The 25,332-nt window shown below is 35.0% G+C and carries 19 protein-coding genes; 9 read left to right on the top strand and 10 right to left on the bottom strand.

Annotation, left to right across the window (positions count from 1 at the left end):
• Positions 1-43: 43 nt before the first annotated feature.
• Positions 44-1,411, bottom strand: coding sequence for an efflux RND transporter periplasmic adaptor subunit (locus EZ428_RS20780; RefSeq protein WP_131555128.1), 1,368 nt, complete (start codon positions 1,409-1,411; stop codon positions 44-46).
• Positions 1,412-1,441: 30 nt separating this feature from the next.
• Positions 1,442-2,803, bottom strand: a complete 1,362-nt coding sequence (locus tag EZ428_RS20775; RefSeq protein WP_131555126.1) for a TolC family protein — start codon at positions 2,801-2,803, stop codon at positions 1,442-1,444.
• A gap of 82 nt (positions 2,804-2,885) precedes the next feature.
• Between EZ428_RS20775 and EZ428_RS20770 the strand changes: the two genes are divergently transcribed.
• From EZ428_RS20770 to EZ428_RS20750, 5 genes are all read left to right on the top strand, one after another.
• The gene (locus EZ428_RS20770; protein ID WP_131555124.1) at positions 2,886-3,530 is read left to right on the top strand and encodes a polysaccharide deacetylase family protein; all 645 of its coding nucleotides are present in this window, start codon (positions 2,886-2,888) and stop codon (positions 3,528-3,530) included.
• A gap of 1,255 nt (positions 3,531-4,785) precedes the next feature.
• The gene (locus tag EZ428_RS20765) at positions 4,786-7,551 is read left to right on the top strand and encodes a bifunctional aconitate hydratase 2/2-methylisocitrate dehydratase (protein ID WP_131555122.1); all 2,766 of its coding nucleotides are present in this window, start codon (positions 4,786-4,788) and stop codon (positions 7,549-7,551) included.
• 181 nt (positions 7,552-7,732) lie between these two features.
• Positions 7,733-10,015: an aconitate hydratase gene (locus EZ428_RS20760; RefSeq protein ID WP_131555120.1), complete on the top strand. Its 2,283-nt coding sequence runs from the start codon at positions 7,733-7,735 to the stop codon at positions 10,013-10,015.
• Between the two features lie 143 nt (positions 10,016-10,158).
• Complete coding sequence (locus tag EZ428_RS20755) at positions 10,159-11,007, top strand: AraC family transcriptional regulator (protein WP_131555118.1); 849 nt, start codon at positions 10,159-10,161, stop codon at positions 11,005-11,007.
• A gap of 64 nt (positions 11,008-11,071) precedes the next feature.
• Positions 11,072-12,739 (top strand): alpha/beta hydrolase-fold protein, encoded by a 1,668-nt coding sequence (locus EZ428_RS20750; protein WP_165501845.1) that lies wholly within the window; start codon positions 11,072-11,074, stop codon positions 12,737-12,739.
• 72 nt (positions 12,740-12,811) lie between these two features.
• Here EZ428_RS20750 and EZ428_RS20745 read toward each other — a convergent pair whose 3' ends face one another.
• Genes EZ428_RS20745 through EZ428_RS20735 form a run of 3 tightly spaced genes read right to left on the bottom strand, consistent with a single transcriptional unit; the run spans position 12,812 to position 14,822 of the window.
• Positions 12,812-13,045: a putative signal transducing protein gene (locus EZ428_RS20745; RefSeq protein ID WP_131555115.1), complete on the bottom strand. Its 234-nt coding sequence runs from the start codon at positions 13,043-13,045 to the stop codon at positions 12,812-12,814.
• A 9-nt stretch (positions 13,046-13,054) separates the two neighbouring features.
• Positions 13,055-13,450, bottom strand: coding sequence for a hypothetical protein (locus tag EZ428_RS20740; protein ID WP_131555114.1), 396 nt, complete (start codon positions 13,448-13,450; stop codon positions 13,055-13,057).
• A gap of 37 nt (positions 13,451-13,487) precedes the next feature.
• The gene (locus EZ428_RS20735) at positions 13,488-14,822 is read right to left on the bottom strand and encodes a GH1 family beta-glucosidase (RefSeq protein ID WP_131555113.1); all 1,335 of its coding nucleotides are present in this window, start codon (positions 14,820-14,822) and stop codon (positions 13,488-13,490) included.
• 91 nt (positions 14,823-14,913) lie between these two features.
• Between EZ428_RS20735 and EZ428_RS20730 the strand changes: the two genes are divergently transcribed.
• The 3 genes from EZ428_RS20730 (at position 14,914) to EZ428_RS24045 (ending at position 18,668) form a co-directional block, all read left to right on the top strand.
• A complete protein-coding gene (locus EZ428_RS20730) occupies positions 14,914-17,958 on the top strand; it encodes a gliding motility-associated C-terminal domain-containing protein (RefSeq protein WP_131555112.1) in 3,045 nt (1,014 codons plus the stop codon).
• 25 nt (positions 17,959-17,983) lie between these two features.
• A complete protein-coding gene (gene rlmH / locus EZ428_RS20725) occupies positions 17,984-18,457 on the top strand; it encodes a 23S rRNA (pseudouridine(1915)-N(3))-methyltransferase RlmH (protein ID WP_131555111.1) in 474 nt (157 codons plus the stop codon).
• Positions 18,458-18,527: 70 nt separating this feature from the next.
• Entirely contained in the window at positions 18,528-18,668 is a 141-nt protein-coding gene (locus tag EZ428_RS24045) for a hypothetical protein (protein ID WP_165501844.1), read from the top strand.
• A gap of 59 nt (positions 18,669-18,727) precedes the next feature.
• On the opposite strand, the gene EZ428_RS20720 is transcribed toward EZ428_RS24045, so the two are convergent.
• Together EZ428_RS20720 and EZ428_RS20715 are read right to left on the bottom strand one after the other, a co-directional pair.
• Entirely contained in the window at positions 18,728-19,261 is a 534-nt protein-coding gene (locus EZ428_RS20720) for a DUF5606 family protein (RefSeq protein ID WP_131555110.1), read from the bottom strand.
• 63 nt (positions 19,262-19,324) lie between these two features.
• The gene (locus EZ428_RS20715; protein WP_131555109.1) at positions 19,325-19,789 is read right to left on the bottom strand and encodes a peptidylprolyl isomerase; all 465 of its coding nucleotides are present in this window, start codon (positions 19,787-19,789) and stop codon (positions 19,325-19,327) included.
• A gap of 249 nt (positions 19,790-20,038) precedes the next feature.
• On the opposite strand from EZ428_RS20715, the gene EZ428_RS20710 reads away from it, so the two are divergent.
• Positions 20,039-21,301: an asparagine synthetase B gene (locus EZ428_RS20710; RefSeq protein WP_131555108.1), complete on the top strand. Its 1,263-nt coding sequence runs from the start codon at positions 20,039-20,041 to the stop codon at positions 21,299-21,301.
• Between the two features lie 67 nt (positions 21,302-21,368).
• Here EZ428_RS20710 and EZ428_RS20705 read toward each other — a convergent pair whose 3' ends face one another.
• The 3 genes from EZ428_RS20705 to lpxK are packed head-to-tail and all read right to left on the bottom strand — an operon-like array spanning position 21,369 to position 25,220.
• Positions 21,369-23,381: a putative porin gene (locus tag EZ428_RS20705; protein ID WP_131555107.1), complete on the bottom strand. Its 2,013-nt coding sequence runs from the start codon at positions 23,379-23,381 to the stop codon at positions 21,369-21,371.
• On the bottom strand, positions 23,381-24,196 hold the full coding sequence (locus EZ428_RS20700; protein WP_131555106.1) for a purine-nucleoside phosphorylase: 816 nt from the start codon (positions 24,194-24,196) through the stop codon (positions 23,381-23,383). The genes EZ428_RS20705 and EZ428_RS20700 overlap by 1 nt, the downstream gene beginning before the upstream one ends.
• Positions 24,168-25,220, bottom strand: coding sequence for a tetraacyldisaccharide 4'-kinase (gene lpxK / locus EZ428_RS20695; protein ID WP_131555105.1), 1,053 nt, complete (start codon positions 25,218-25,220; stop codon positions 24,168-24,170). The genes EZ428_RS20700 and lpxK overlap by 29 nt, the downstream gene beginning before the upstream one ends.
• Positions 25,221-25,332 lie beyond the last annotated feature (112 nt).

The following is a 25,332-nucleotide window of genomic DNA, read 5'->3' as shown; positions in this document are numbered from 1 at the left end:
AACCTTATCTGGCCTCAAAAATACTTAATTATTATGATTTGGTTTATTTCTTTTTAGCATCAGCGCTAAACAACTTATCCTTAGTTGTTTTCTCTACTTTTGCTCCGTCTTTTAGCTTGTTCTGAACAGCAGAATATGGGCCTGAAACAATTTCTTGACCAGGTTTTAAACCCGTTTTGATGATGATATATTGGTCATCTTGAATTCCGGTTGTTACCTCTGCTTTTTTAACTGTGCTTGTTTTGCTATCAAATAAGTAAACATATTGTTTTACTTTTTTATCGTTCAACTTGCTTTTTTGTTTTTCTTGGTTCTGGTCGTTGCCGCTAGTTGCATTTTTCGCTGGATCGGTAGAGTCTTTATCACCAGTAAATACAGCTTGAATTGGAACTGCTAAACTATTAACAGATTCACTTTCTATATCTACAGTTGCAGATAAACCTGGTCTAAATGGAGAGGGCAAATCTTTTGCACCACCTTTAACAGTACTGTATGATTCGGCAATTAAACGGACCTTTACCGAGAAGTTAGTAACCTGATCAACAGAAGTTGTAGTAGTACCTACACTTGTAGAAGAACTTGCAATCTCAGTAACCACACCTTTAAATTTCTTGTCGGCAAAAGCATCTATTTCAATTGAAGCGCTATCGCCAACATTAACGCGATTAATATCGTTTTCGTTAACTTCTACATTTACTTCCATTGTAGTTAAGTTAGAGATACGCATGATTTCTGTACCTGCCATTTGCGAAGTACCTAGAATACGGTCACCTAACTCGATAGATAATTTTGAAACGACTCCATCTACTGGAGAGAAAATTGTTGTTTTGGCTAAGTTAGCACCAGCTTCTTTAACATTTGCACCATTTTGCTCTAAGCTGAATTTTGCACCTGTAACGTTTTCTTTTGCACTAGCTAAATTTGCTTTTGCCGTTAAGTAAGCTGCTTTTGCTGCATCAAATTCTGATGCTGAAATTACTTTTTTGTTATACAACTCTACATTACGTTTGTAAGTAGCTTCTGAGTTAACAAAGTTTGCTTGTGTTTGAATTAGCTGTTGTTGAGAAGCCGCAACACTTGCTTTTTGAGAGTTGTAAGAAGCAACTGCTCTTTCGTAACCTGATTGTAAAACATCTGGTCTAACTTTACAAAGTAGTTGACCTTTTTTAACCACGTCTCCTTCTTTTACCAAAAGTTCGGTAACCTCACCAGATACTTCAGAACTTAATTTCACTTCTGTTTCTGGCTGTATTTTTCCACTAGCTGTAACAGTTTCTACTACTTTTTTATCACCAGCTTTATCTACAGTTACCTTTTCTAGTTGTTCGCCACCAATAAGGCCAGCAAATTTTGCACCCAAAATAAGTACAAGTAATACACCAGCGCCAATTAAAATGTGTTTAAGTTTCATAATTATGTTAAGTATTGTTTTGTTTTTTTATTAAAATATGATTTGCTTGCCTAAATAATAGTCGATCACTTTTGCTCTAAAGATCAAGTCATATTTTGCTTGAATATAATCTATTTCTGCTTTATTCCTATTTGTTTGTGCAGTGCTATAATCTAACGAGTTAACTAAACCAACCGCATAACGTTGTTCTATTACGTAAAATGCATCTTTTTGAGCTGTAAAAGCATTACCTGTTGATTGAAAGCGGCTTTCTGCTGCTTTTAAATCGGCAACTGCCTGATAAATGATCTTATTTAAGTTGTTTTTTGCCAACTGTTCTTGAGTTTCAGTTTGCATCAAGTTAATCCTGGCTCTCTTGACACCAGATTTAGCCTGTAATCCATTAAATATTGGAATTGAAAGATTTAAGCCTACACCCTTTGATATATTGTTTTTTAACTGAGTTTGGAATGCATCATTAGGTAAGGTAGAGTTAAAGTTGTAAAAATAACTTGTCCTGTAACTTCCATTGAAAGATAAACTTGGATATAAATTACCTTCAGCAACCTTTACTCCGATTTTAGCCGCAGCTGTATTTAAACCCGCTAATTTAATATCTGGAAATAAGTTAAGCGCATTATTATACACCTCTTCTGCATTATAACTTGTCGATGGATTTTTAAAGCTATCGATTACTGGCGCTTGCACTTCATACACAGAAGATGAAGGAATATCCATTAATTGAGCTAATGTTAAATATGAAATCGATAATGCATTTGCTGCATTGGTAACATTTAACTCTGCAGTAGCCACTTGAGATTTAGACTGTGATAAATCTGCCAATGTTTTATTACCAACATCTAATAACTGTTGTTGTTGGTTAAGTTGCTGCTTTGCAACAGTAAGTTGATCATCAGCAGCTTTTAAGAAATCCTTATTATAAAGAATTTGAAGATAAGAGGTAATTACAGATAGGATTAAATCATTTTTAACCTTTTCTGTATTTGTTTTACCAGCATCTAACAACAATTTATTTTGCTTAATTTGATTAATTTTCGAAAATCCATTAAACACGTCTATACCAGAACTAATACTTGGATTTAAGTTATAATTTTGGATATTTTGATATAAACCCGAGGCAACTTGGTTACGACCCCAACCCATACTTTGATTAATACTTGCATTTAAGTTTGGATATAATGCCAATTTAGATTGCTGCAAAGTAACATCTGATAAGCTTTCACTTAACTTAGATTGTTTTACTTGGAGGTTATTAGTTAAGGTTTTATCTATTGCCTGTTGTATGGTAATTAACTCTTGCCCAAAGCTTGGTTGGCTAAATGTTATGATAACTACAAACGATAAAATAAAAGAAAGCTTCGTTACAAAGCTATAATTGGCAACTTGTTTCATAAAAATTTGTTTCGCAATAATAAATAAACAATTAATTGGTTTTTTAAATTTCTTAAGTGCAACCTAAATATTACTTTTGGTTATGTACTTAGTTAAATCTCCACTTTTACTCAAATGGTATTATTCTGATTTAATTTGGAATAAGTCCCGCTCGGAAAAAATTGTTTATTTAACCTTTGACGATGGACCTATACCCAATGTTACAGACTTTGTATTAAATACTTTAAAAACTTATAATGCTAAAGCTACATTTTTTTGCATTGGCGATAACATTTTAAAACATCCTGACGTATTTGAAAGCGTTAAAAACGATGGACACTCTATCGGAAACCATACTTTTAATCACTTAAAAGGATGGACAACTGAAGATGAAACCTACGTTAGCAACACGTTAAAATGCCAAGAGCTTACCAAAACTAACCTTTTTCGACCACCATTTGGAAGAATTAAGAAAAGCCAAATAAAGAGTATAAAGTCTAAAGTCCAAAGTCTAAAGTCAAACTCACAAGACTCAAGACTAGACATCGTCATGTGGGACGTGCTAAGTGGCGACTTCGACCTTAATCTCGCTCCTGAAAAATGTTACCAGAACGTTATCAAAAACACTACAAATGGCTCCATCATTGTTTTTCACGACAGTTTAAAAGCCTTTGAGCGTCTTGAATATGCTTTACCTAAAGTTTTAAAGTACTTATCTGAAAAAGGGTACAAATTTGGCACACTTTAACATTTGCCTAGAAGGCTAAGTTTGTGCCAAAGCAATCTACATCAATAATCAGCTATAAAACAAGTAATTAGTACGTATTTGATTTAATTAGTGTTCATTAATGCACAAAACTGTTCGGTAACGAACAATAAAATCATTGATCTCCACTTCAAAATGCATGTTTGTTGATGTCAACTGTACGGTTCGTTTTTTAAATGGACAAGCAAAAATTTGTGTGGAATTATAGTCACCCATTCTTTTTCAAGCAAATAGGTCATTTAAAAAATAATGCTTTCAACGCTTTCATTTTTCATCTCTAATGCCCTTTATCCTCACTTTGGTCCTTGCAAAACCGCGTTTCTAGCGTCCCTGTAGGATAAAATGAGCCAAAATCTACCAAATTACCTACTTCAGTGCGGTTTTATAGGCTTTTTATCGAAGCAGTACCCTACTTGTACCCTACCTAGTGCATACTTGGCACCGAGCTGTTATAGGCACTTGCAAGTGGAGAGTTGGACCGCGATAAGGCTTAAGTTGTTTAATTGTTTGGAGCTAGGATTTGGGCGAAAATTGAATAAAAAAAAGCTCAAGGAAAAAAAACAACCAGGAACTAAAGCTCAGGACATAGAATGCAGTGCAAGAGCGCTAGCCATACATAAGTATAGCCTTAGCATTAACAGTATCATCCTACGTTAACCCTTCGTTCATCTTACATCTTTATAGGCGCTCATGTTTAGCTTTATTAGACTTAGCATTATTGTTTAAGTGTTACGTTTAACGACCAAGACAATAGAACAACAAAGTTTTTCAAGCGGAATAAAAGTGGATATAAAGTTCTTCATGTTCAGCGATTAAAATCTAGGCCTATAAATTGCAGCCATTAAAGTTTTCGCTTAATCCTTAAAAACCTTGACAAGATTCAATTTTCTTCAAAAGTCTATTTTAATTTCTCTTACTAAGAAATCACTTTACAAAGAGTTTTAAAATTATAAAAAAGTTTAATTAAAATCGGCAGCAACTTAACACAATACACTTATTAACAACATATTGTCAATTAAAATTAATATCCTTCGTCTCTATTTAGAATAATTCCAAATTAATTAATCGCTGGCGCAAATTATATTTAAACATTGTTTTTTATTATTTTTGGTTTGACCAAAAAACGGATTTTTTTGATCAATAGACACACTTAACACACAAAAACCCATATTTTTTTTAGTTAAGAAGCGGTGTATATTCGATACACAACTTATAGCCAAAAAAATTAACCATCAAGATGAGTATTTATAACGATTATATCCAGGAAATTGAAGAAAGAAAAGCTCAAGGTCTTCATCCTAAACCTATTGACGGAGCCGAACTAACAAGCGAAATCATCAATCAAATTAAGAGTGTAAATAATATTAACAGACCAGATGCTGTTAATTTTTTTATTTACAATACTTTACCAGGCACTACGGGCGCAGCTGGCGTAAAAGCAGAGTTCTTAAAAGAGATTATTTTAGTCGGCTCTGTTGTTGCAGAAATCACTCCTGATTTTGCTTTCGAATTGTTATCTCACATGAAGGGTGGACCTTCTATCAAAGTTTTGCTAGACATTGCTTTGGCCGACAATGGTGATAAAGCTCATAAAGCTGCGGAGGTACTTAAAACACAAGTTTTCTTATATGATGCAGATACGGATCGCCTAAAAGAAGCTTACCAAAATGGTAACGCTATTGCGAAAGAAATATTAGAAAGCTACGCTCAAGCCGAATTCTTCACCAAACTTCCTGAAGTTGCAGAAGAAATAAAAGTAGTAACTTTTATCGCAGGTATTGGCGATATCTCTACGGATTTATTGTCTCCAGGTAATCAAGCACACTCTCGCTCAGACCGTGAATTGCATGGCAAATGTATGATTACACCAGAAGCGCAAGAGCAAATTAAAGCTTTGCAAGTACAGCATTCAGATGCTAGCGTAATGTTGGTGGCAGAAAAAGGTACCATGGGCGTAGGCTCTTCACGAATGTCGGGTGTAAATAACGTGGCGCTTTGGACAGGTAAACCATCTAGCCCATATGTTCCATTTGTAAACTTCGCTCCAATTGTTGGTGGAACCAATGGTATTTCTCCAATTTTTTTAACAACTGTTGATGTAACTGGTGGTATCGGTATCGACCTTCAAAATTGGGTAAAGAAAACTGATGAGAATGGCAATGTTCTGCGTAATGAAAACAATGAACCGATTTTAGAGCAAGTATATCCTATTGAAACTGGAACTGTTCTAACGATCAATACAAGAACTAAAAAATTATATAACGGCGAGCAAGAGTTAATCAATATTTCGAAAGCATTAACACCGCAAAAAATGGAGTTTATCAAAGCTGGTGGTTCTTATGCTATCGTTTTTGGTAAAAAAATCCAAACTTTTGCTGCTAGAATTTTAGGAATTGAAGCTCCTTTAGTTTATGCTCCTGCTAAAGAAGTATCTATCGAAGGGCAAGGTTTAACTGCTGTAGAAAAAATATTCAATAAAAATGCTGTAGGATTAGCACAAGGCCAGGTGTTACATGCCGGTTCTGATGTTCGTGTCGAAGTAAACATCGTAGGTTCTCAAGACACTACAGGTTTAATGACCGCTCAAGAATTAGAGGCGATGGCTGCTACAGTTATTTCTCCAATTGTTGATGGCGCTTATCAATCAGGTTGCCATACAGCTTCCGTTTGGGATAAAAAAGCACAAGCAAACATTCCAAAACTCATGAAGTTCATGAATGACTTTGGCGTTATTACTGCTCGTGACCCTAAAGGCGAATATCATTCTATGACAGACGTTATTCACAAAGTACTGAATGACATCACGATTGACGAATGGGCAATCATCATTGGAGGCGACTCGCACACACGCATGTCTAAAGGAGTAGCTTTCGGTGCAGATTCTGGCACTGTAGCATTAGCATTAGCAACAGGCGAGGCTTCTATGCCAATTCCTGAGTCAGTAAAAGTTACGTTCAAAGGCCAAATGAAAGAACACATGGATTTCCGTGATGTAGTACATGCGACACAATTGCAAATGCTGCAACAGTTTGATGGTGAAAACGTATTCCAAGGCCGTATTATTGAAGTACACATTGGCACTTTATTAGCTGACCAAGCCTTTACTTTTACAGACTGGACCGCAGAAATGAAAGCAAAAGCATCTATCTGTATTTCACAAGATGACACTTTAATCCAATCTTTAGAAATTGCTAAAAATCGTATTCAAATTATGATAGACAAGGGTATGGACAACCATAACCAAGTTTTACAAGGTTTAATCAATAAAGCAAATAAACGTATTGAGGAAATTAAAACAGGTATCAAACCAGCTTTAATGCCTGATACAAATGCCAAATACTATGCAGAAGTAGTTATTGATTTAGATATCATTAACGAACCAATGATTGCCGATCCAGATGTGAACAATGTAGATGTTTCTAAACGTTATACACACGATACAATCAGAGACTTAACTTACTACGGTGGCGATAAAAAAGTAGACCTTGGTTTCGTAGGCTCTTGTATGGTACATAAGGATGACTTGAAAATTGTTTCTCAAATGTTGAAAAACATAGAAACGCAAACTGGTTCGGTATCATTCAAAGCACCGTTGGTAGTTGCGGCTCCGACCTACAATATTATTGATGAGCTGAAAGCAGAAGGAGATTGGGAATATTTACAAAAGTATTCTGGCTTCGAGTTCAGCGATGCGCTTCCTAAAAGCGCAGCACGTACTGAGTATGAAAACATCATGTATTTAGAGCGCCCAGGCTGTAACTTATGCATGGGTAATCAAGAGAAAGCAGCCAAAGGAGATACGGTAATGGCGACCTCTACACGTTTGTTCCAAGGCCGTGTGGTAGAAGATAAAGACGGCAAAAAAGGAGAATCTTTATTGGCATCTACACCTGTAGTAGTTCTATCTGCTATCTTAGGTCGTATTCCAAGCATAGAAGAATATAAAGAAGCGGTAGAAGGTATCAACTTAACAAAGTTCACCCCTATATCTACAAAACAATAAGAAACAAATAAATATATAGTTTGTTAAAAATAAGAGGCTATCCGATATATCGGATAGCCTCTTTGTTTATCATAGAATAGTTTTAAATTACAGAATTTGACAAATCTCAAAAACAAGTCTGTTAAAAATTGTTTAATTTTAGATAATATCGTTATTGATAATAATTATTAAAAAATAAAGTATGGCTTTTGATATAGAAATGATCAAAAAGGTGTACGAGAACTTTAGTAGCCGTGTAGATGCTGCACGTAAAGTTGTTGGCAGACCTTTAACACTTTCAGAGAAAATATTATACACACACCTGTGGGATGGCAATGCAAAAACAGCATTTATCCGCGGTACTGACTATGTAGATTTTGCACCAGATAGAGTTGCCATGCAAGATGCAACTGCACAAATGGCGCTATTACAATTTATGCAGGCTGGTCGCCCACAAGTTGCTGTACCTTCTACCGTGCACTGTGATCACTTAATCACTGCTAAACTTGGCGCAGATATAGATTTACCACACGCCAACACAGAAAGCAAAGAGGTATTTGATTTCTTGGCTTCGGTTTCAAATAAATATGGTATTGGTTTCTGGAAACCAGGTGCAGGTATCATTCACCAAGTTGTATTAGAAAATTATGCTTTCCCAGGCGGAATGATGATTGGTACTGATAGTCACACTGTAAACGCAGGTGGTTTAGGTATGGTTGCGATTGGTGTTGGTGGTGCTGATGCTTGTGATGTAATGGCTGGTTTACCTTGGGAGCTTAAATTCCCGAAATTAATTGGCGTAAAATTGACAGGCAAGTTAAATGGTTGGACTTCTGCTAAAGACGTAATCTTAAAAGTTGCTGGTATTTTAACCGTAAAAGGCGGCACTGGTGCAATTGTAGAATATTTTGGCGATGGCGCTATCAACTTAAGCTGTACGGGTAAAGGTACTATCTGTAACATGGGTGCAGAAATTGGCGCTACGACCTCTACTTTTGGTTACGATGAAAGCATGGAGCGTTATTTACGTGCTACTAACCGTGCTGATGTTGCTGACGCTGCCAATGCTATAAAAGAACACTTAACAGGAGATGATGCCGTTTATGCAGAGCCTGAAAAATATTTTGATCAAGTTATAGAAATTAACTTAGACGAGTTAGAACCATATTTGAATGGTCCATTTACGCCAGATTTGGCCACACCTATTTCACAAATGAAGGAGGTTGCTGCTGCTAACGGGTGGCCATTGAAAGTAGAATGGGGTTTAATTGGTTCTTGTACCAACTCATCTTACGAAGATTTATCTCGTGCTGCTTCAATCGCAAGACAAGCAATTGATAAAGGCTTAGGTATTAAAGCAGAGTTTGGCATTAATCCAGGTTCTGAGCAAGTACGTTATACAGCAGATCGCGATGGTTTATTGGGGACTTTCGAAGATTTGAACGCAACGATTTTCACTAATGCCTGTGGACCATGTATTGGTATGTGGGACAGAACTGGTGCTGAGAAAGCTGAGAAAAACACCATCGTACACTCGTTTAACAGAAACTTTGCTAAACGTGCCGATGGCAACCCGAATACTTTTGCTTTTGTAACTTCTCCAGAAATTGTTGCAGCCATTGCAATTGCTGGAAATCTTGGATTTAATCCATTAACAGATACATTAACAAACGACAAAGGTGAGCAGGTTAAATTAGATCCACCAATTGGTGACGAATTACCTGTAAATGGTTATGCTGTTGAAGATGCAGGTTTCCAAGCACCAGCTGAAGATGGCTCTGGTGTCCAGGTTTTGGTATCTCCTACTTCGCACCGTTTACAATTATTAGACCCATTTGCTGCTTGGGAAGGTACTGACTTAAAAGGGTTAAAATTATTAATTAAAGCTAAAGGAAAATGTACAACTGACCATATTTCTATGGCCGGTCCTTGGTTAAAATTCCGTGGCCACTTAGATAACATTTCTAACAACATGTTAATTGGTGCGGTTAACTATTTTAACGATAAAACAGATACCGTTAAAAACGAATTAACTGGCGAGTATGGACCTGTACCAGCAACTCAACGTGCTTATAAAGCAGCTGGACTAGGTTCTGTGGTAGTTGGTGACGAAAACTACGGAGAAGGTTCATCTCGTGAACATGCAGCTATGGAGCCTCGTCATTTAGGTGTGCGTGCTGTATTGGTAAAATCTTTTGCTCGTATCCATGAAACTAACCTTAAAAAACAAGGTATGCTAGGCTTAACGTTTGCTGACAAAGATGATTATAACAAAATACAGGAAGACGATACTTTAGACATTTTAGGTTTAACAACCTTTGCTCCAAATGTTCCTTTAGAAATGGTTTTACACCATAAAGATGGTTCTAAGGAAACTATCGTTGTTAACCATAGTTACAATGCGCAACAAATTGACTGGTTTAAAGCTGGTGGCGCATTAAATATCATTAGAAGGGAAGCTGCCTTAAAAGCTGCAGGCTTGTAAAAAGTCCGCAAGTTTTTAGACCGAAGTCCGAAAGTTTGGATGCTTAGATTAAGAAAATCCTATTTTGAGTAAAATCAGAATGGGATTTTTTATTTAATTTTAACATTGAGCAACATTTATCATTTAAACTTGTCTTTTATAAGATGGAAAATCATTTTCACACAATAGAGCCTTGCGAGAAATTAAAAGAATATGTTGCTTGTTATTATTTTATTAAAAGTGATGACCAGGATTTTACTAGTAAACATTACTCCTTTCCACATACTTATAATGCATTGAGCATATATAAAGATAGTAGCTTCGATTCCAAGCCATCTAACTTTAGTGTAAGACAAAGCTTAAATCCAAACTATCAAATATTTGTACAGGTAAAAAAGCAGGCGCCATTAATGGTTAATATTTCAGGAAAGGTAAATAGAGTTACTATTCTATTCAAAGATTTTGGTATTAACCATTTTATCAACGAGCCTTTATCTAAAATTATGGGCTATGAAAAAGATCAATTTAACTCATGGAAAGATGACCCGCATTTTCCTGAATTTATGGTAAGTTTATTTAGTATAGATGACGAGCAGGAGAAGGGGAGAATTATCGATAAGTTTCTTTTACAAAGATTTGCACCTATACCATTATCTTATCTAGAAAGTGCTGTTGCCTTACTATGCAACTTTGAAAAAAACTTATCAATAGAAAAAATTGCTGCTCAATTTAATGTTTCCCTGCGGTCATTCAACCGAAATTTTAAAGACGTATTGGGCGTATCACCAGTTGAATATCGCAGGATTGCTCAATTTAGGTACTCAATTGAAAACAAATTTTTCCAAACTCAGTTTAAGCGTTTAACAGATATTGGATATGAAAGCCATTTTTATGATCAAAGTTACTTTAATAAAATATACCATAAACTTACTGGCTCCAATCCTAAAACGTTCTTTAAATCTATTGAGAGAATTGGCGATGATAAATTAATATTTCAATTTATTAAAAAATAAGCTTGGCTGAAAAGTACAATTTTTAAAATTTTAAATGCTGTTATTTTGTGTAAAACAACAGCACATGAAAAAAATAATTATTGGTTTAATTTTCTTAATGACGGGCTCTTTTTTGAATGCCCAAGAGAAAGCTTTTAAGGCTATCGACTCTGCCTATTATTACTACGTAAAGAAAGACCTGAAAAAAGCGGCTTATTTTTACGACCTCTATTATTTAGTACAAAAAAATACGCAGAGTAATTATGACACCTACCGTGCTGCGGTTGCCTCTTCGTATATAGGAAATATGGAAAATGCCAAGTACTATATTAAAAGATCTGGAGAAATTTTTTATGATTATTCTGGATTTTATGAATTTCCCAGCTATGATACGTTTGTGAACGATACCATCCACAGGTACCTACGTAATTTGCCAGAATGGAAAAATTTCATTACGGTACTGAAGTACAAAGCCGATTCTGCACAAATCTCAATAGATAAAATCACAATGGCTTTGAAAGATACGAGCAATCGGGCAAATCAATCTGTTTTAAGCAATACCGATTATTGGAACACGGTGGCTAAAAAAGAAAGTACTGCAAGTCTTATCCAAAAGATCAAAAATTTTAAGGCCTTTAAACCAGTTAAAAAAACTGATTTCTGGACTATGTATTACATCAAGGTAAATGACACATTAACTGTTCCCTTTTTGGTATATATCCCTAAAAATTATCAGCCTGTCAAAAAAACGCCTTTATATGTTTATCTCCATGGCGCAATTGTTGGCAGAACAAATTTCAGTAATCCTGCGTGGATCGAAAAGGGCAGGGAAGTAAAAATTATGGATAAAGCCAAGTCGCAAAATGCCTTTATCATCTATCCATTTGGTAAAAAAAGTTTTGGCTGGATCTACCAACAACAAGCGTTTGAAACTATATTGAGAGAGATTGAAATGATAAAATCTATATATAATATTGATGACAATAAAGTTTACATTGGTGGGCATTCTAACGGTGGAAGCGGTGCATTTTGGTATGCAGTGAATAAACCAACTACATTTGCTTCATTTCTCGGATTAAACTATTTACCGAAAGTTTACGCTAGCAATACTAGTTTAAGAAACCTAAAAAATAGCCCCACATTTTATGGCATAAGCGGCTCCGAAGATGCAACGTTTCCGCTGCCAGTTGTTGATGGGATTTATAAGCTTGGGATTGAAAATGGTGCAAACTGGAAAAATTTTGTTAAACAAGGAGGCCATGGTTTACCTATTGATAGTAAAGATTCGATCAGCTTTATTTTCGACACTTTGATTACAAAGACAAGAAATCCCTTTCCCAAAAATATACAATGGGAAACAGACAATATTAGAAATGGAAGAAATGCCTGGCTTGAAATTATCGAATTAGATACACTAGCAGAAAAGGCCAGTTGGCATACCTTGTTAAATCCTACCGTTACGCAAAATGGGAAAGCTGGAATTTTAGATTTCAGCAAAAATAAATCTGGCGCCATCATTGCAAGTGTACAAGGAAATACCATTGACATCCAAACATCAAGAGTAAAAAGAATTAAAATCTATATTTCTACAGACATGTTCGATCTTAGCCATCAAATTAAGCTAATTATAAATGGTAAAGATTTTATCAATATGAAGTTAGATGCAGATAAAAATGTAATTCTGGAAGAATTTCTAAAAACAAAGGATAGAGATTTTATCGTCGCCAATAAAATTGAGCTAGCAGTTAAATAAAACTAAAATCCCATCCTGAGTAAAATCAGGATGGGATTTTTATTTGAAATGTAATTGCAATCTATTCAAAATCTACTCGTCGCCTAGTAAGGGCTCTTCTGCTAAAAGCTTGCTTATCTCTTCCACTTCATTTTCAAATACATGTAGTTGTATTCCACTTATTGAAGTATCAAAAACAGGGTATACAAGTGCTGTATTCTCGCCAGTTAAAAAACAATTAAAACCAGCATCTTTCAACCTCAACATTACCACATTTGCCTCCATTGGGTTTTCGTAGGTTTTATAAACAACTATTTTATCTTCCATATTGCAAAGCTAGTAAACAAACTTTGGTTTACCATTAATACATTCAACTGCTTTTGGCGGCATTATTAAAGAACAGTCAGATACAACCCCCCATTTAATATTAAAGGCTTTTTGTTTCTGCGTATATAGGTCAACCTTATCTAAAAATAATTTTTCATCAATTTTTACAGAATAAGCAACATAACCACTAGCTCCTCCACAAGCTTTTGAGCCAATGGTTACAAATTTCCAATCTATTGCTTGGTCGCAACTAACTTGGCTAGACATTTTATCAATCTCGATTTTTAGGCTGCTCATTTCTATTTCATCCTCAGATTTTGAGCTATATAAATCTTTCTCTTCACAAGCTATAAACAATAAACAGAAAGTAAAAACAAAACAGAATTCAAATAAAGCTATCCTCATACTAATCATTAACATCCCTAAATTTAATCAAATATATTTACTTGGTTAAAAAATCCTTCCACCAAAAACCAGAATCCTTTATGGTTCGTTGCTGAGTTTTAAAATCATTATGTACCAAACCAAAACGAGCGTGATAACCTTCTGCCCATTCAAAATTGTCCATTAAAGTCCAGGCCATGTAACCGGTAATGTTTATGCCTTCATTTTTGGCTTTAAGCAACGCTGATAGATACAATTTGAAATAAGCTATCCTATCTTCATCCATTACTTTCCCATCCTTTAAAACATCTTTAAATGCAGCTCCATTTTCTGTAATCATTATATTCTTGATTGGATAAGCCGCAAATTGTTTAATGATGTTATGAAAGCTATCTGCATTTATCTCCCAGCCCATTGCGGTATGTGGTTTTCTACGAGACTTAGCCTTAACTTCCCAAGCTTGTATAACAGGAATAAAAGCATTGAACTTAACAACCAATGGGAAGTAATTTTGCAGGCCAATGAAATCGAAATCGAATGTCATTCGCTCATTATGACGCCAGGTAGAGTGACTTACCGTAAATTTCTCCAACACATCCCAATCCGCAGTTGGAAAACCCATGCCCAAAGTTGGTTCGACAAATAGACGGTTCATTAAACAATCAATTCTTTTAGCAGCTAGTATGTCTGCATCACTCTGTGTATAAGGAATAATCTCTGAGCAAGAGAAAGTGGTACCAATATTTGCCTTGCCAACCTCAGCCCTTAAAATCCTACCACCATCTGCTTGTGCAATTGCGGTATGTTTAACAGCAGAAAAGAAGTTTGTTAAACCTGTTTCTCCCGGTGCGTGTACACCTAACATATATCCAAGTGAGGTAAAGCCAAAAGGTTCGTTAATTACGATCCAGTTCTTAACTTTATCACCATAAGTTCTGGCACATAACATCACAAATTCGTTAAACTCGGAGTTGATGCTGTAAGATGTCCAACCTCCATTTTTTGATAGTTCTTCGGGCAAATCCCAATGATATAATGTAACATAAGGTATAATTCCTTGTACTAAACATTCATCTATCACATGGTGATAAAAACTTATCCCTTCTTCATTAACCAAACCTTTACCTAGGGGCAAAATCCTAGACCAAGAAATAGAAAAACGAAATACTTTGAAGCCCAGCGTTTTTACTAAAGCAATATCACTTTTGTACTGATGATAAAAATCGCAGGCGTTTACAGGTTGATGCCCATTTTTTACCTTTCCTGTACGCTTAGAAAAAATATCCCAAATAGACATTCCTTTGCCATAGGAATTTGAAGCTCCTTCTATTTGTGTGGCAGCTGTTGCAACTCCCCATAAAAAATCACTCCCAAAATCTGCTGCTTTAAGCATTTAATTCATTTAACTTTACGAAGATTGAAAATTACTATTAACTTAACATTAATAATTATCAATAGTTAATTTTGTTTTTATATACTATTAAATGATACGCTGGCTAACTCTCTTACTATTGCTTTTTGCTCTAAATGTGAGTGCTCACAAAGTTCCGCCAGTAAATGACGATTTAATAAATGCCATTAACATATCTAATACTGATGCTTTTTGTTCTTTAGACCAAGCTTATAACAATTGGGAGGCAACCCCAAGTTTTAATGGTTCACCAAACAACTGGAATGGAACGGTAGGCAAAGATGTATGGTTCAAGTTTACTGCTTTAAAATTTGAGGTAGCCATAACGGCTAGTGGTAAAGTAAATGCGGCTAGTCCTAACACTTTGGTTAACCCATTAGTAGCGCTTTACACGGTAGACCCGATTACTGGTACGCTAGGAGAAATGTTCAGCACCATGTTAAGTTCAAGCAATGTTACAACATTAAACAAAGGGGGACTAACCATCGGCCAAGTATATTATATTAGAATAAGTGCATCAAGCAATAATGAAGGTAGTTTTAAGCTTTGCGTAGATAACTATTTTCCACCACTACAACCTGGTCAAGATTGCAGCACGTTTTCCATTTTATGTAGTATGGAAAAATTTACGCAGCTAAATGTTACTGGTCCAGGAACAAGTAATACTGAAACTGTAGGAACCTGTCTAGGTGTAGAATCCAATTCAGCATGGTATAGATGGACAGCTGGAAAAACTGGTCCACTAACTTTTCTTATTACACCAACTGTTACTACAAATGATATTGATTGGGTTTTATATGATTTAGGACCTGGAGGGAATTGTGGCCAAATCACTGCTGCAAATGCCATTAGATGTGCAGTTGGAAGTGGTGTAACTTGCAACCCCTCTTATTACATTACTGGTTTAAGCATGACAGAGACTGATTTAACTGAACAATCTGGATGTCCTCCTGGTATACCACAAAATGGTTTGGTTAGATATGTTGATGCAATTGCGGGGCATAATTATGCCTTATTGGTAGATAATTTCTCAGGAGGCCTCAATGGTTTTAGTATAGAATTTGGTGGTGACACAGAATTTGCTGGACCGACATCAGAAATTCAATTGGAGAAATTAGATTCTTGTACACCTCAACAGACCTATGCTTTTACAAGTCTTGCCACAAACTATAATACACTTAAATGGACATTTGGTGAAGGAGCAAGTATGGCAAATGCAACAGGAGTTGGCCCTTACAATATTACCTTTTCTACTTCTGGCGAAAAAACTGTGGTGCTAGAGGCAAAAACGGCTAGCGGTTGTAATGTGGTTGCCACAAAAACATTCTTTGTTGCGCTAAAACCAGCATTGCCTACTATAACCACTACAACGGTAAAATTTTGTCCGGGTAACGAAGTAACTTTAAATACGCCAAAAGTTGATTTTGCTACTTACCATTGGTCTGGACCGAATGGATTTACTTCAACCGACCAGAATGCCAAGGTGAATATAACTGGGCCTGAAAATTCTGGAGATTATCAATTATACATTCAGGTTGGAGATTGTTTGAGTGATGTAACCACCATAAATATCCCTTCCATCGACCCAAAACCGGAAGCACTTTTTGATATAGTAACCAATAATTTTTGCCAAACAAATTTGAGTTATACTTTTAAAAACACTTCATTAAATGCCATTAACCCAGTTTGGGATTTTGGCATAGGTGCCACAGTTACAAATGCCCCAAATGGGGACAAAACAGTTGTTTACTCAATCGAAGGGCCAAAAGACATCACCTTAACCGTTAATAGCCCAAGCGGTTGTATTTCAACAGTTACTAAAACATTATTAGTTGAATTTAGACCAGTAGCTCCAACAATCACATCAAATGGAACTAAATTTTGTGCAGGAGATATTTTGCAATTAAATGCTAATACCGTTAATTCGGCTACATACAATTGGTCTGGACCAAATGGATTTACCTCAACTTTGCAAAACCCGCAAGTAAATATTACTGGACCAGAAAATGCTGGAGATTATAAACTATTTGTGCAAGTTGGCTCCTGCCCTAGTGATGTGGTTATTTTTAAATTACCAGTGGTAGATGCCAAGCCAGAAGCTTTATTCGATATAGTGATTAACAATCCTTGTTTGGCCAACCAGAGTTTCACTTTTGTAAATAAATCTTTAAATACAACGGGAGCAGTTTGGGATTTTGGGACTGGAGTTTCTTTTACAACACCTGCTCCAAATGGCAATACAAACGTATTTTATGCAACCCCTGGCTTAAAGGAAATTACTTTAACAGCAACTACACCAAATGGCTGTCCTTCTATAATCAAGAAAACAATTGATGTTCAACTTAAACCACAAAGGCCTGTAATTACCGCAAATCAAACTAAGTTTTGTTTAGGTGAAGTTTTAAAATTTTCAATCCCCGAATATGACGGATTAACTTACGAATGGATTGGGCCTAATGGTTTTACTGCAAGTACTTCCTCAATAGAAATTCTGATTAACAGCTACGACCAAGCAGGTACTTATTTTGTTAGCACCAAAATTGGTGATTGCAAAAGCGATGTTGTATCGATAAAAATTCCACCTATAGCTAAAGTTCCTGAAGCTATATTTTATACAGACCCAAAAATTACAGGCAAATATGAAGCCCCATTACCGATAGTTTTCAGTAACTATTCAAAAGACGCTGATAGCTATTTATGGGATTTTGGAGACGGAACAACCTCTACGGCAACTAACCCAACACACACTTTTACTCAAAATGGAATTTACAAAATTACTTTAACAGCATTTGCTGAAGAAGGATGTTCGCATTCATTAACAATGGGAGATTTAATTTTAAAAGATGCCTCTCTCTTCGTTCCTAATGCTTTCTCTCCCAATGGAGATGGGATAAATGATGTGCTAAACATAACCATACTTAACTTAAAAAAATACCAGTTATTCATCTATAATCGTCTTGGCGAAAATGTATTTCAAACTACTGACATTTTTAATAACTGGGATGGAAAATACAAGAATAAAGACGTAAGTGTTGGTGTTTATTATTATGTTATTATGGGTAAAACTGTTGGCAATAAAGATGTAAAATATACTGGTTCTGTTACCTTAATTAGGTAATTTTAACTTTCTAAACTTATAAGAATTGAAAATAACATTACTAGCTGTTGGCAAAACCGAAGACAAGTATTTGATTGTAGGAATAGACAAATATTTGAATAGATTGAAACATTATATCAATTTCAATATTGTTATTATCCCTGATATTAAAAACACCAAGAATTTAACCGAGCCGCAACAAAAAACAAAAGAAGCAGAATTTATTGCTAAACAAATCAATCCCACAGATGTAGTTGTTTTATTAGACGAGAAAGGCAAAAAGCATAGCTCTGTTTCTTTTTCTGAATATTTGAACAAACAAATGATTGGAAGTGTGCAGAACTTGGTTTTTATAATTGGCGGCCCTTATGGTTTTGATGAAAGTATTTATAAAAGGTCTAATACAAGCCTTTCACTTTCAGACATGACTTTCTCACACCAGATGGTTAGGCTATTTTTTGTAGAGCAATTATATAGGGCATTTACAATTTTAAAAAATGAACCCTATCATCATGCTTAAAAACTTTCCGTTCAAAAATTACGTTATGGAATTTTAAAGCACTAAACATCATAAATAAAAAGGAGGAATTATGGTCCCTGATTATAAAAGAAAGTATCGTTTCAAATCAGATACTTCAAAAGAGAAAAAATACATTAATATTGCCATTTGGATTTCTGTAATCATAATTGTTGCATTAGCAATCTTAATGTACAGACCATTTGGTCATTAAAACGAAAGCACCAGCCTCTCTAATGAAACTGGTGCTTTTTTATAAAGTACTTGAAATAACTAAACTCCTTTTTTGCTAGTCATACTTGCTTTTTTAGCAGGTGCTGATTTTGCAGTTGGTGCTTTAGCATTGGTTGGTTTTGCTTTTGGAGTAGCTTTTGGCTTCACTTCTAAATCTCCTTTGGCACCTTCTTCTTCTGTACCTGGAGCTGCCTCAGTAAATAAAGGCATATCTTTTATAAGGTGATACCAAGTTAAAATCTTCTTCATATCTGAAGCATACACTTTTTCTTGATCATGGCTTGGAGCAACTTCAATAAAGAAACTTCTTAGCACGTTGTTATCAGCCTTAGCGTCTGGAGCAGTAGCTTTTTTAGCATCAATATTTGCTAAAACATCAATTAACTTTAAATCCTCATCTTCACCATAAATGGTAATATCTTCTAACGAAGCTAATTTTGTGTTAGAAATATTTGCAACAATCTTTAATTTTTGTGCATCTAAGCTTTCTAAAACGTAACCACCTTTATTTTGTCCAACAAGTTTAAATAAACCTGGTCTGCCAGAAACGGCAACAATTCCTCTTAAATTCATAATTTGTGCGTTAAGCGCAGGGCGATGGGCGTTAGACGTACAAGACGTCAGCCGCTAGTCGCTTTACGCGTTTTCTTCTAAAACTTCAATCGTCAAGATTTTATCACCTTGTCTAATATCGTCTACAATATCTACATTTTCTGTCACCTTACCAAAAACAGTGTGTACGCCATCTAAATGAGCTGTATTTGCTCTACTATGGCAGATAAAGAACTGACTTCCACCAGTGTTTCTACCAGCATGCGCCATAGATAAAACACCGCGATCATGATATTGGTTTCCTCCACTTGTTTCACAATCAATTTTGTAACCTGGACCACCAGTACCAGCCATACCGCTTGCACCATCTTTAGAGTTAGGACAACCACCTTGAACCATAAAATTAGGAATTACACGGTGAAATGCGATTCCATCATAAAAGCCTTCGCTAGCTAATTTTTTAAAATTGGCAACTGCTTTAGGAGCATCATTATCATAGAACTCAACGGTCATGTCACCTTTTTCGGTTTTTATTATTGCTTTACTCATTTTATATTTTTTCTTTGAAATGTTTTTAACGGTTAGAAACTAGAGTGTTTCTTTTATATATTAACTATAAATCATTCTAGTTTGCGGGGAGCAAATTTAACAATTTGAAACGATTAGCTATAGTATTAGCGTATATTTCCTGTCAAGAAATTATAAATCTATATCAATTGCTTTAATTTAACGTTTTAATGAACGTAAATATTTTTAAATGGCCTACAAAAAATATACATTCGTAATAAGCATCAAATTATGTTTCTGAAAAAATATATTTTATTATTTACAATTCTTCTCCTTTCTGTGGCCGCCAAAGCTTCATCTATATTAATTTATATGGATGAAGGTCAGAAAAACCACTTAAAGGCTTATGGCATTGCCTATTGGAGTATTAAACAGCAAGCAGATGTAGACTGGTTATTAAATTACCGAGGCGGAAGTTTTTTAGTTAAATATACTAAGATTGTTGAGGATGAATGTAAGGTTCGTGGTGTTTCTTACGAGATTTTAGCCGATGGAAAAGTGAATGCAATTTTAAATGAGATCAATAATCCAGATGTAAATATGGAAATGGTAAAGTTGGAGAAAACTCCCAAAATTGCCGTTTATTCTCCAAAAAGCAAACTACCGTGGGATGATGCCGTAACTTTAGTATTAACCTATGCCGAAATTCCTTACGAAATTATTTACGACGATGAAATTTTAAAGGATAAGTTAACCAGTTACGATTGGTTGCACTTGCACCATGAAGATTTTACTGGTCAATATGGGCGCTTTTGGAGTTCTTTTAGAAATGCAACCTGGTACAAGGATGATGTGAAATACCAAGAAGCAGCAGCCAAAAGAAATGGATTTAAGAAAGTATCTGAAATGAAATTGGCAGTAGCAAAACACATTAAGGAATTTTGTGCAGGTGGTGGATTTCTTTTCGCTATGTGTTCTGGAACTGATAGTTTTGACATTGCTCTTGCTGCAGAAGGCATAGACATTGCAGAAAGTATGTTTGATGGTGACGGAACTGATGTCAATGCACAACAAAAGTTAGACTATAATAAAAGTGTTGCCTTTAAGGATTTTAAATTAGACATGAATCCTGAGCGATATGAATTTTCTGATATTGATGCAACCCAAACCAGAAATTTTAATGAAAGTAATGACTATTTTACTTTGTTTGACTTTTCTGCCAAATGGGATTTAGTACCTACTATGCTTACACAAGACCATGACAAAGTGATTAAGGGTTTCATGGGGCAAACTACCGCCTTTAAAAAGAATTTGGTTAAACCTAACGTTACGGTTTTAGGAGAAAATAAAGGTGGTAATGAAGTGCGTTATCTGCATGGTGAAATAGGCAAAGGGCAATTTACTTTTTATGGCGGCCACGACCCAGAGGATTACCAACACCAAGTAAATGACCCACCGACAGATTTAAGCTTACACCCAAATTCAGCAGGCTATCGTTTAATACTAAATAATGTTTTATTTCCTGCCGCTAAGAAGAAACCACAGAAAACTTAGTCTTGAGGCCCGAGTCTTTTTAATACCTACTCAAGACTACCGACTGTAGACTACTGACTCTCTTACTCTAATCATAGAAGTTCCAACTTACCCCAAACTTCAGTAACCTATCTGGCATTGGATATTTATTTACCGTATAAAAACCTCCATTAAACAACCCCTGATTAACATAATCGTATTTTAAAAATAAATTAGCCCTACGCAATCCTGCTTTAACCCAAACATCAACTACTGGTTTTGTTCCCAAAATTGTAGCGTTGCTGTTATAAAATTGGCTTGCGGCAGGAGAATAAGAAAGGTTGTTATAAGGCGTATTATACCTCACATCGATACCCAATTGCGTTTTAAACACCTTAAAAAATGTTTGGTCTTTATACAAACTATTGAAAGTATATACTTCTGGGGTTCTCAAGATATTTTTGCTGTCGGTTTTTTGATAAACCACATAAGCATCTAGGTGAAAGCTTTTGTAAGTAAACTTCTTACCTACACTTATTTTAAGCAAATTGATATCTCCGCTGGCTTGTGTTGGTTTAATACTATTTGTTCCATCTTGAGCGAAGTATAGATAATCGGTAATAAGGTAATAATTTACAGCTGCATCAAACTTGTATTTATCATTTACATAACCGAAAGACGCACTAGCAGTTTTTGTTCTATCTAATGTACTATCTAATCTATTTGTAAAATCCCATCTGTAATGATTCCCATAATATCTTCGGTAAACTTCTTCTGGGCTTTTATTTTGAAGATATGCCCCTAAAATAATTCGACCGAATTTATTACTTAGCAGCAAATTGCTTTTTGCTTCGTATAAAAAATCTCCAGCATTTTCACCTTGGAAAATCTGTTGTACATCTAAATTTAAATCCAATCGATTACTAAATCTATAACCCAAAGTACCTAATAAAGTAATGTTTTGGAAAGCCGATGTATGAGCATAATAATTACTAGAATCTTTTAAGATTCCATATTGCTTATAATCGTAAAAATCGTGTCTGACACCGGCATCAATTTTTAATTCGTTTTTAATAAACGAACTACCTTTTGCACGTAAAAAGAAGCTATAAATAAATTCATTTTGCACGTGCATAACGTTAGTAGAGTCGTTAGTAAAAATAGAATCTACCAAACCTTTTGGCAAGACATGATAAGCATCATCTTCATCCTTTTTAAAGGAATAAGCATTTTTTGTATAGGTTAAGGTATAAGTTATCTTATTTGTAGGTAAGATATTTTGAGCTGAGTTTAATCCAGTACTGTCTATTCTGCCAACAAAATAGGTTTGTTTTAACATTAAAGATGTTTTTCTCCAAAGCTGTTTTGCTGTTCTTAAACGTGTAGGTTCTGCCAGTTTATCAACCAATGTTTCTCCAGTAGGCTCAAAAATACCTTCTTTTAGTATTGACCCATTTTCTTGTGCCTTCAATGTATTAAAGACAGCATCTGCCCAAAGGTTATATCGTTTGTTTGTAGATTGATACCAAGTAAAAACCGAAGCATTTAAGTCATCTCCTCTTTGATGAAAGTAGTCTCCATTTGCCCCAATTCTATTAAACTGTGCACCCGCATTCCAATTTTTCTTGATGTTTTGCGTATGAATTATCTTTAACATTTGTTCTTTATCAGAACCGCTCATGTAATATAAACTAGTAAAAGGTGAACGAGCTTGATAAAACTTAATGTCTTCATGGTTTAAAGTATAAAAATCTAGAGAATGAAAGCCTGCATCAAAACCTATTGTTTTTGAGGGCTCGAACAACATTGATGTTGCAGCTAAACCTAAAAGTCCTGTCCCTACAGTTGGCCTGCGAGGTTGAGCAATTGGGCTAAAATTCTGAATTCCTGTTAGGCCAGTATCAATAGGAATTGTCCTGATGCTGTCTTTAGTTAATTTATAAGTAGTGTACCTTACAAATTTCGAGTTAAAGACTACAGAATCTGAGCCAGCTTCTTCCTTTTTTCTTAAAGAATCCAATTCTTTATTGTTATTGATATTGGTTTTTAAATCTTGTGCAAAAGAATTTGCAAAGCAAAAAAGCAAAAAACAAAAAATGATGGATGCAATTATTTTACGCATTATAATGTAGAGATAAGCTGGCTAAGGATTTGTGTCATTTTTGGTTCTGCTTGTGAAGCGGTTTCTAAAATCTCTTCTAAATTAAATGGCTGTAAGTCTTCTGGAAAACCTTCATCCGTTAATACAGAAATAGCGAAAACTGGCAACCCCATATGGTTTGCGACAATAACTTCTGGCACAGTACTCATTCCCACAGCATCACCACCAATAATTCTTAAGTACTTATACTCTGCCTTGGTTTCTAAATTGGGGCCAGTTACGGCACAATAAACACCTTGATGACAAGTTATATTTTCTGCTTTAGCAATATTTAATCCTTCAGCAATTAAGTTACGATTATAAGGCTGACTCATATCTGGAAAACGAGGGCCTAAATCTGAATCGTTTAAACCTCGAAGTGGGCTTTCTGGTTGCAAGTTAATGTGGTCATTAATAATCATCAAATCACCCTTTTTGAAATCTGAATTTAATGAACCTGCAGCATTGGAAACAAATAATGTTTTAATGCCCAAGGCATTTAATACTCTTATTGGAAAAGTAATTTGTTGCATCGAATAACCTTCGTAATAGTGTAATCTGCCTTGCATAGCGACTACTTTTTTACCTTTTAAAGTTCCAAAGATTAATTTTCCTGAGTGAAATTCTAATGTAGAAATTGGAAAATTAGGAATGCTAGAATACATGATACTGTGCACAACCTCAATATCTTTCACTAAACCACCTAGTCCGGTACCTAATACAATTCCAACTTCAGGTTCAAACTCTCCTATTTTACGTTTTAGGTACTCAACTGATTCTTTTATGGTTTGCAACATAGTCTAATATATTTTTATCAAAGGTAAATTTATCTTTTGGTGCCAATTCTATTTCTATTGGCAGGTAGTATATTGGCAAATTTAGCAGTAAATCTTTTAAATTATCACCTAATAAACGTTGACTGTCTTTTTCTGTTGTAATTATTATTTTTTGCTTAGCAGGATGATTGTAAAACGCATTAATTAGGGTATTAATATTTTCACTGCTAAAATTATGATGATCGGGGTATTCAAATTGCTGAATTTCTGTAGAAAATCCCTCTAAATAACTTTTTAATGGCTTTGGATTAGCAATTGCAGTTAAAAGAAAAATAACATTACCAGCTTTAACCTCTTCAGTTTCTTCGGTGTGTAAATGAATCAGGTTACCATATTTTATTGAGGAAAAAGATATACGTTGATCTATTCTAGTATCTATTTTTCTTCGTACCTCAATTTGATCCATCATGTTTAATGGCAGTGGCGTTTTGGTTACTAATACAGCTTGTGCCCTATCGTAATTTCTCCAAGGTTCTCTTAAATTACCTGCAGGCAGCATAAATTGAAATTTCTTGGTGCTGGCATAATCAAAAAGAAGTAAATTAAAACCAGCTTTTACAGCTCGGTGTTGATATGCATCGTCTAGCAAAATCACATCATGGCTGTTTTTTAATTGATTGATACCAAAAACCCTATCCTCACAAACGGCAACAGTTACATTTTTAAATTTCTGAAAATATTGCATCGGTTCATCGCCTACGGTTTTGGCTGTTGCATTTTTATCCGCCAGTAAAAAACCTTTTGTTTCACGACCATATCCCCTACTTAAAATAGCAATTTTATAATCTGCCAAAAGCCTAACTAAATATTCTGTAGTAGGTGTTTTTCCTGCTCCACCAATCACCAAATTACCAATACAAATTACAGGCAAGTCGAATTTTGTAGATTTTAAAAAACCCCAATCGTATAGTTTATTCCTTAACAGAATGATAAAACCATAAATTACAGAAAAAGGCAGTAAGAAAAGTCGTAAGTATTTAATCATCTAGGTTTCAAAAATAGGGATAATTGTTAATATTTAAATTCCAGTTTTATTACAAATCCATTTCATTTGAAGCGTTTTTTATTTTAGCTGCTTAGTGTAAAAACCTATCTTT

Source organism: Pedobacter frigiditerrae (assembly GCF_004331645.1).
GTDB lineage: Bacteria > Bacteroidota > Bacteroidia > Sphingobacteriales > Sphingobacteriaceae > Pedobacter > Pedobacter frigiditerrae.
Note: the sequence above shows the minus strand (reverse complement) of the source record. Positions and strands in the feature narration are given on the sequence as shown.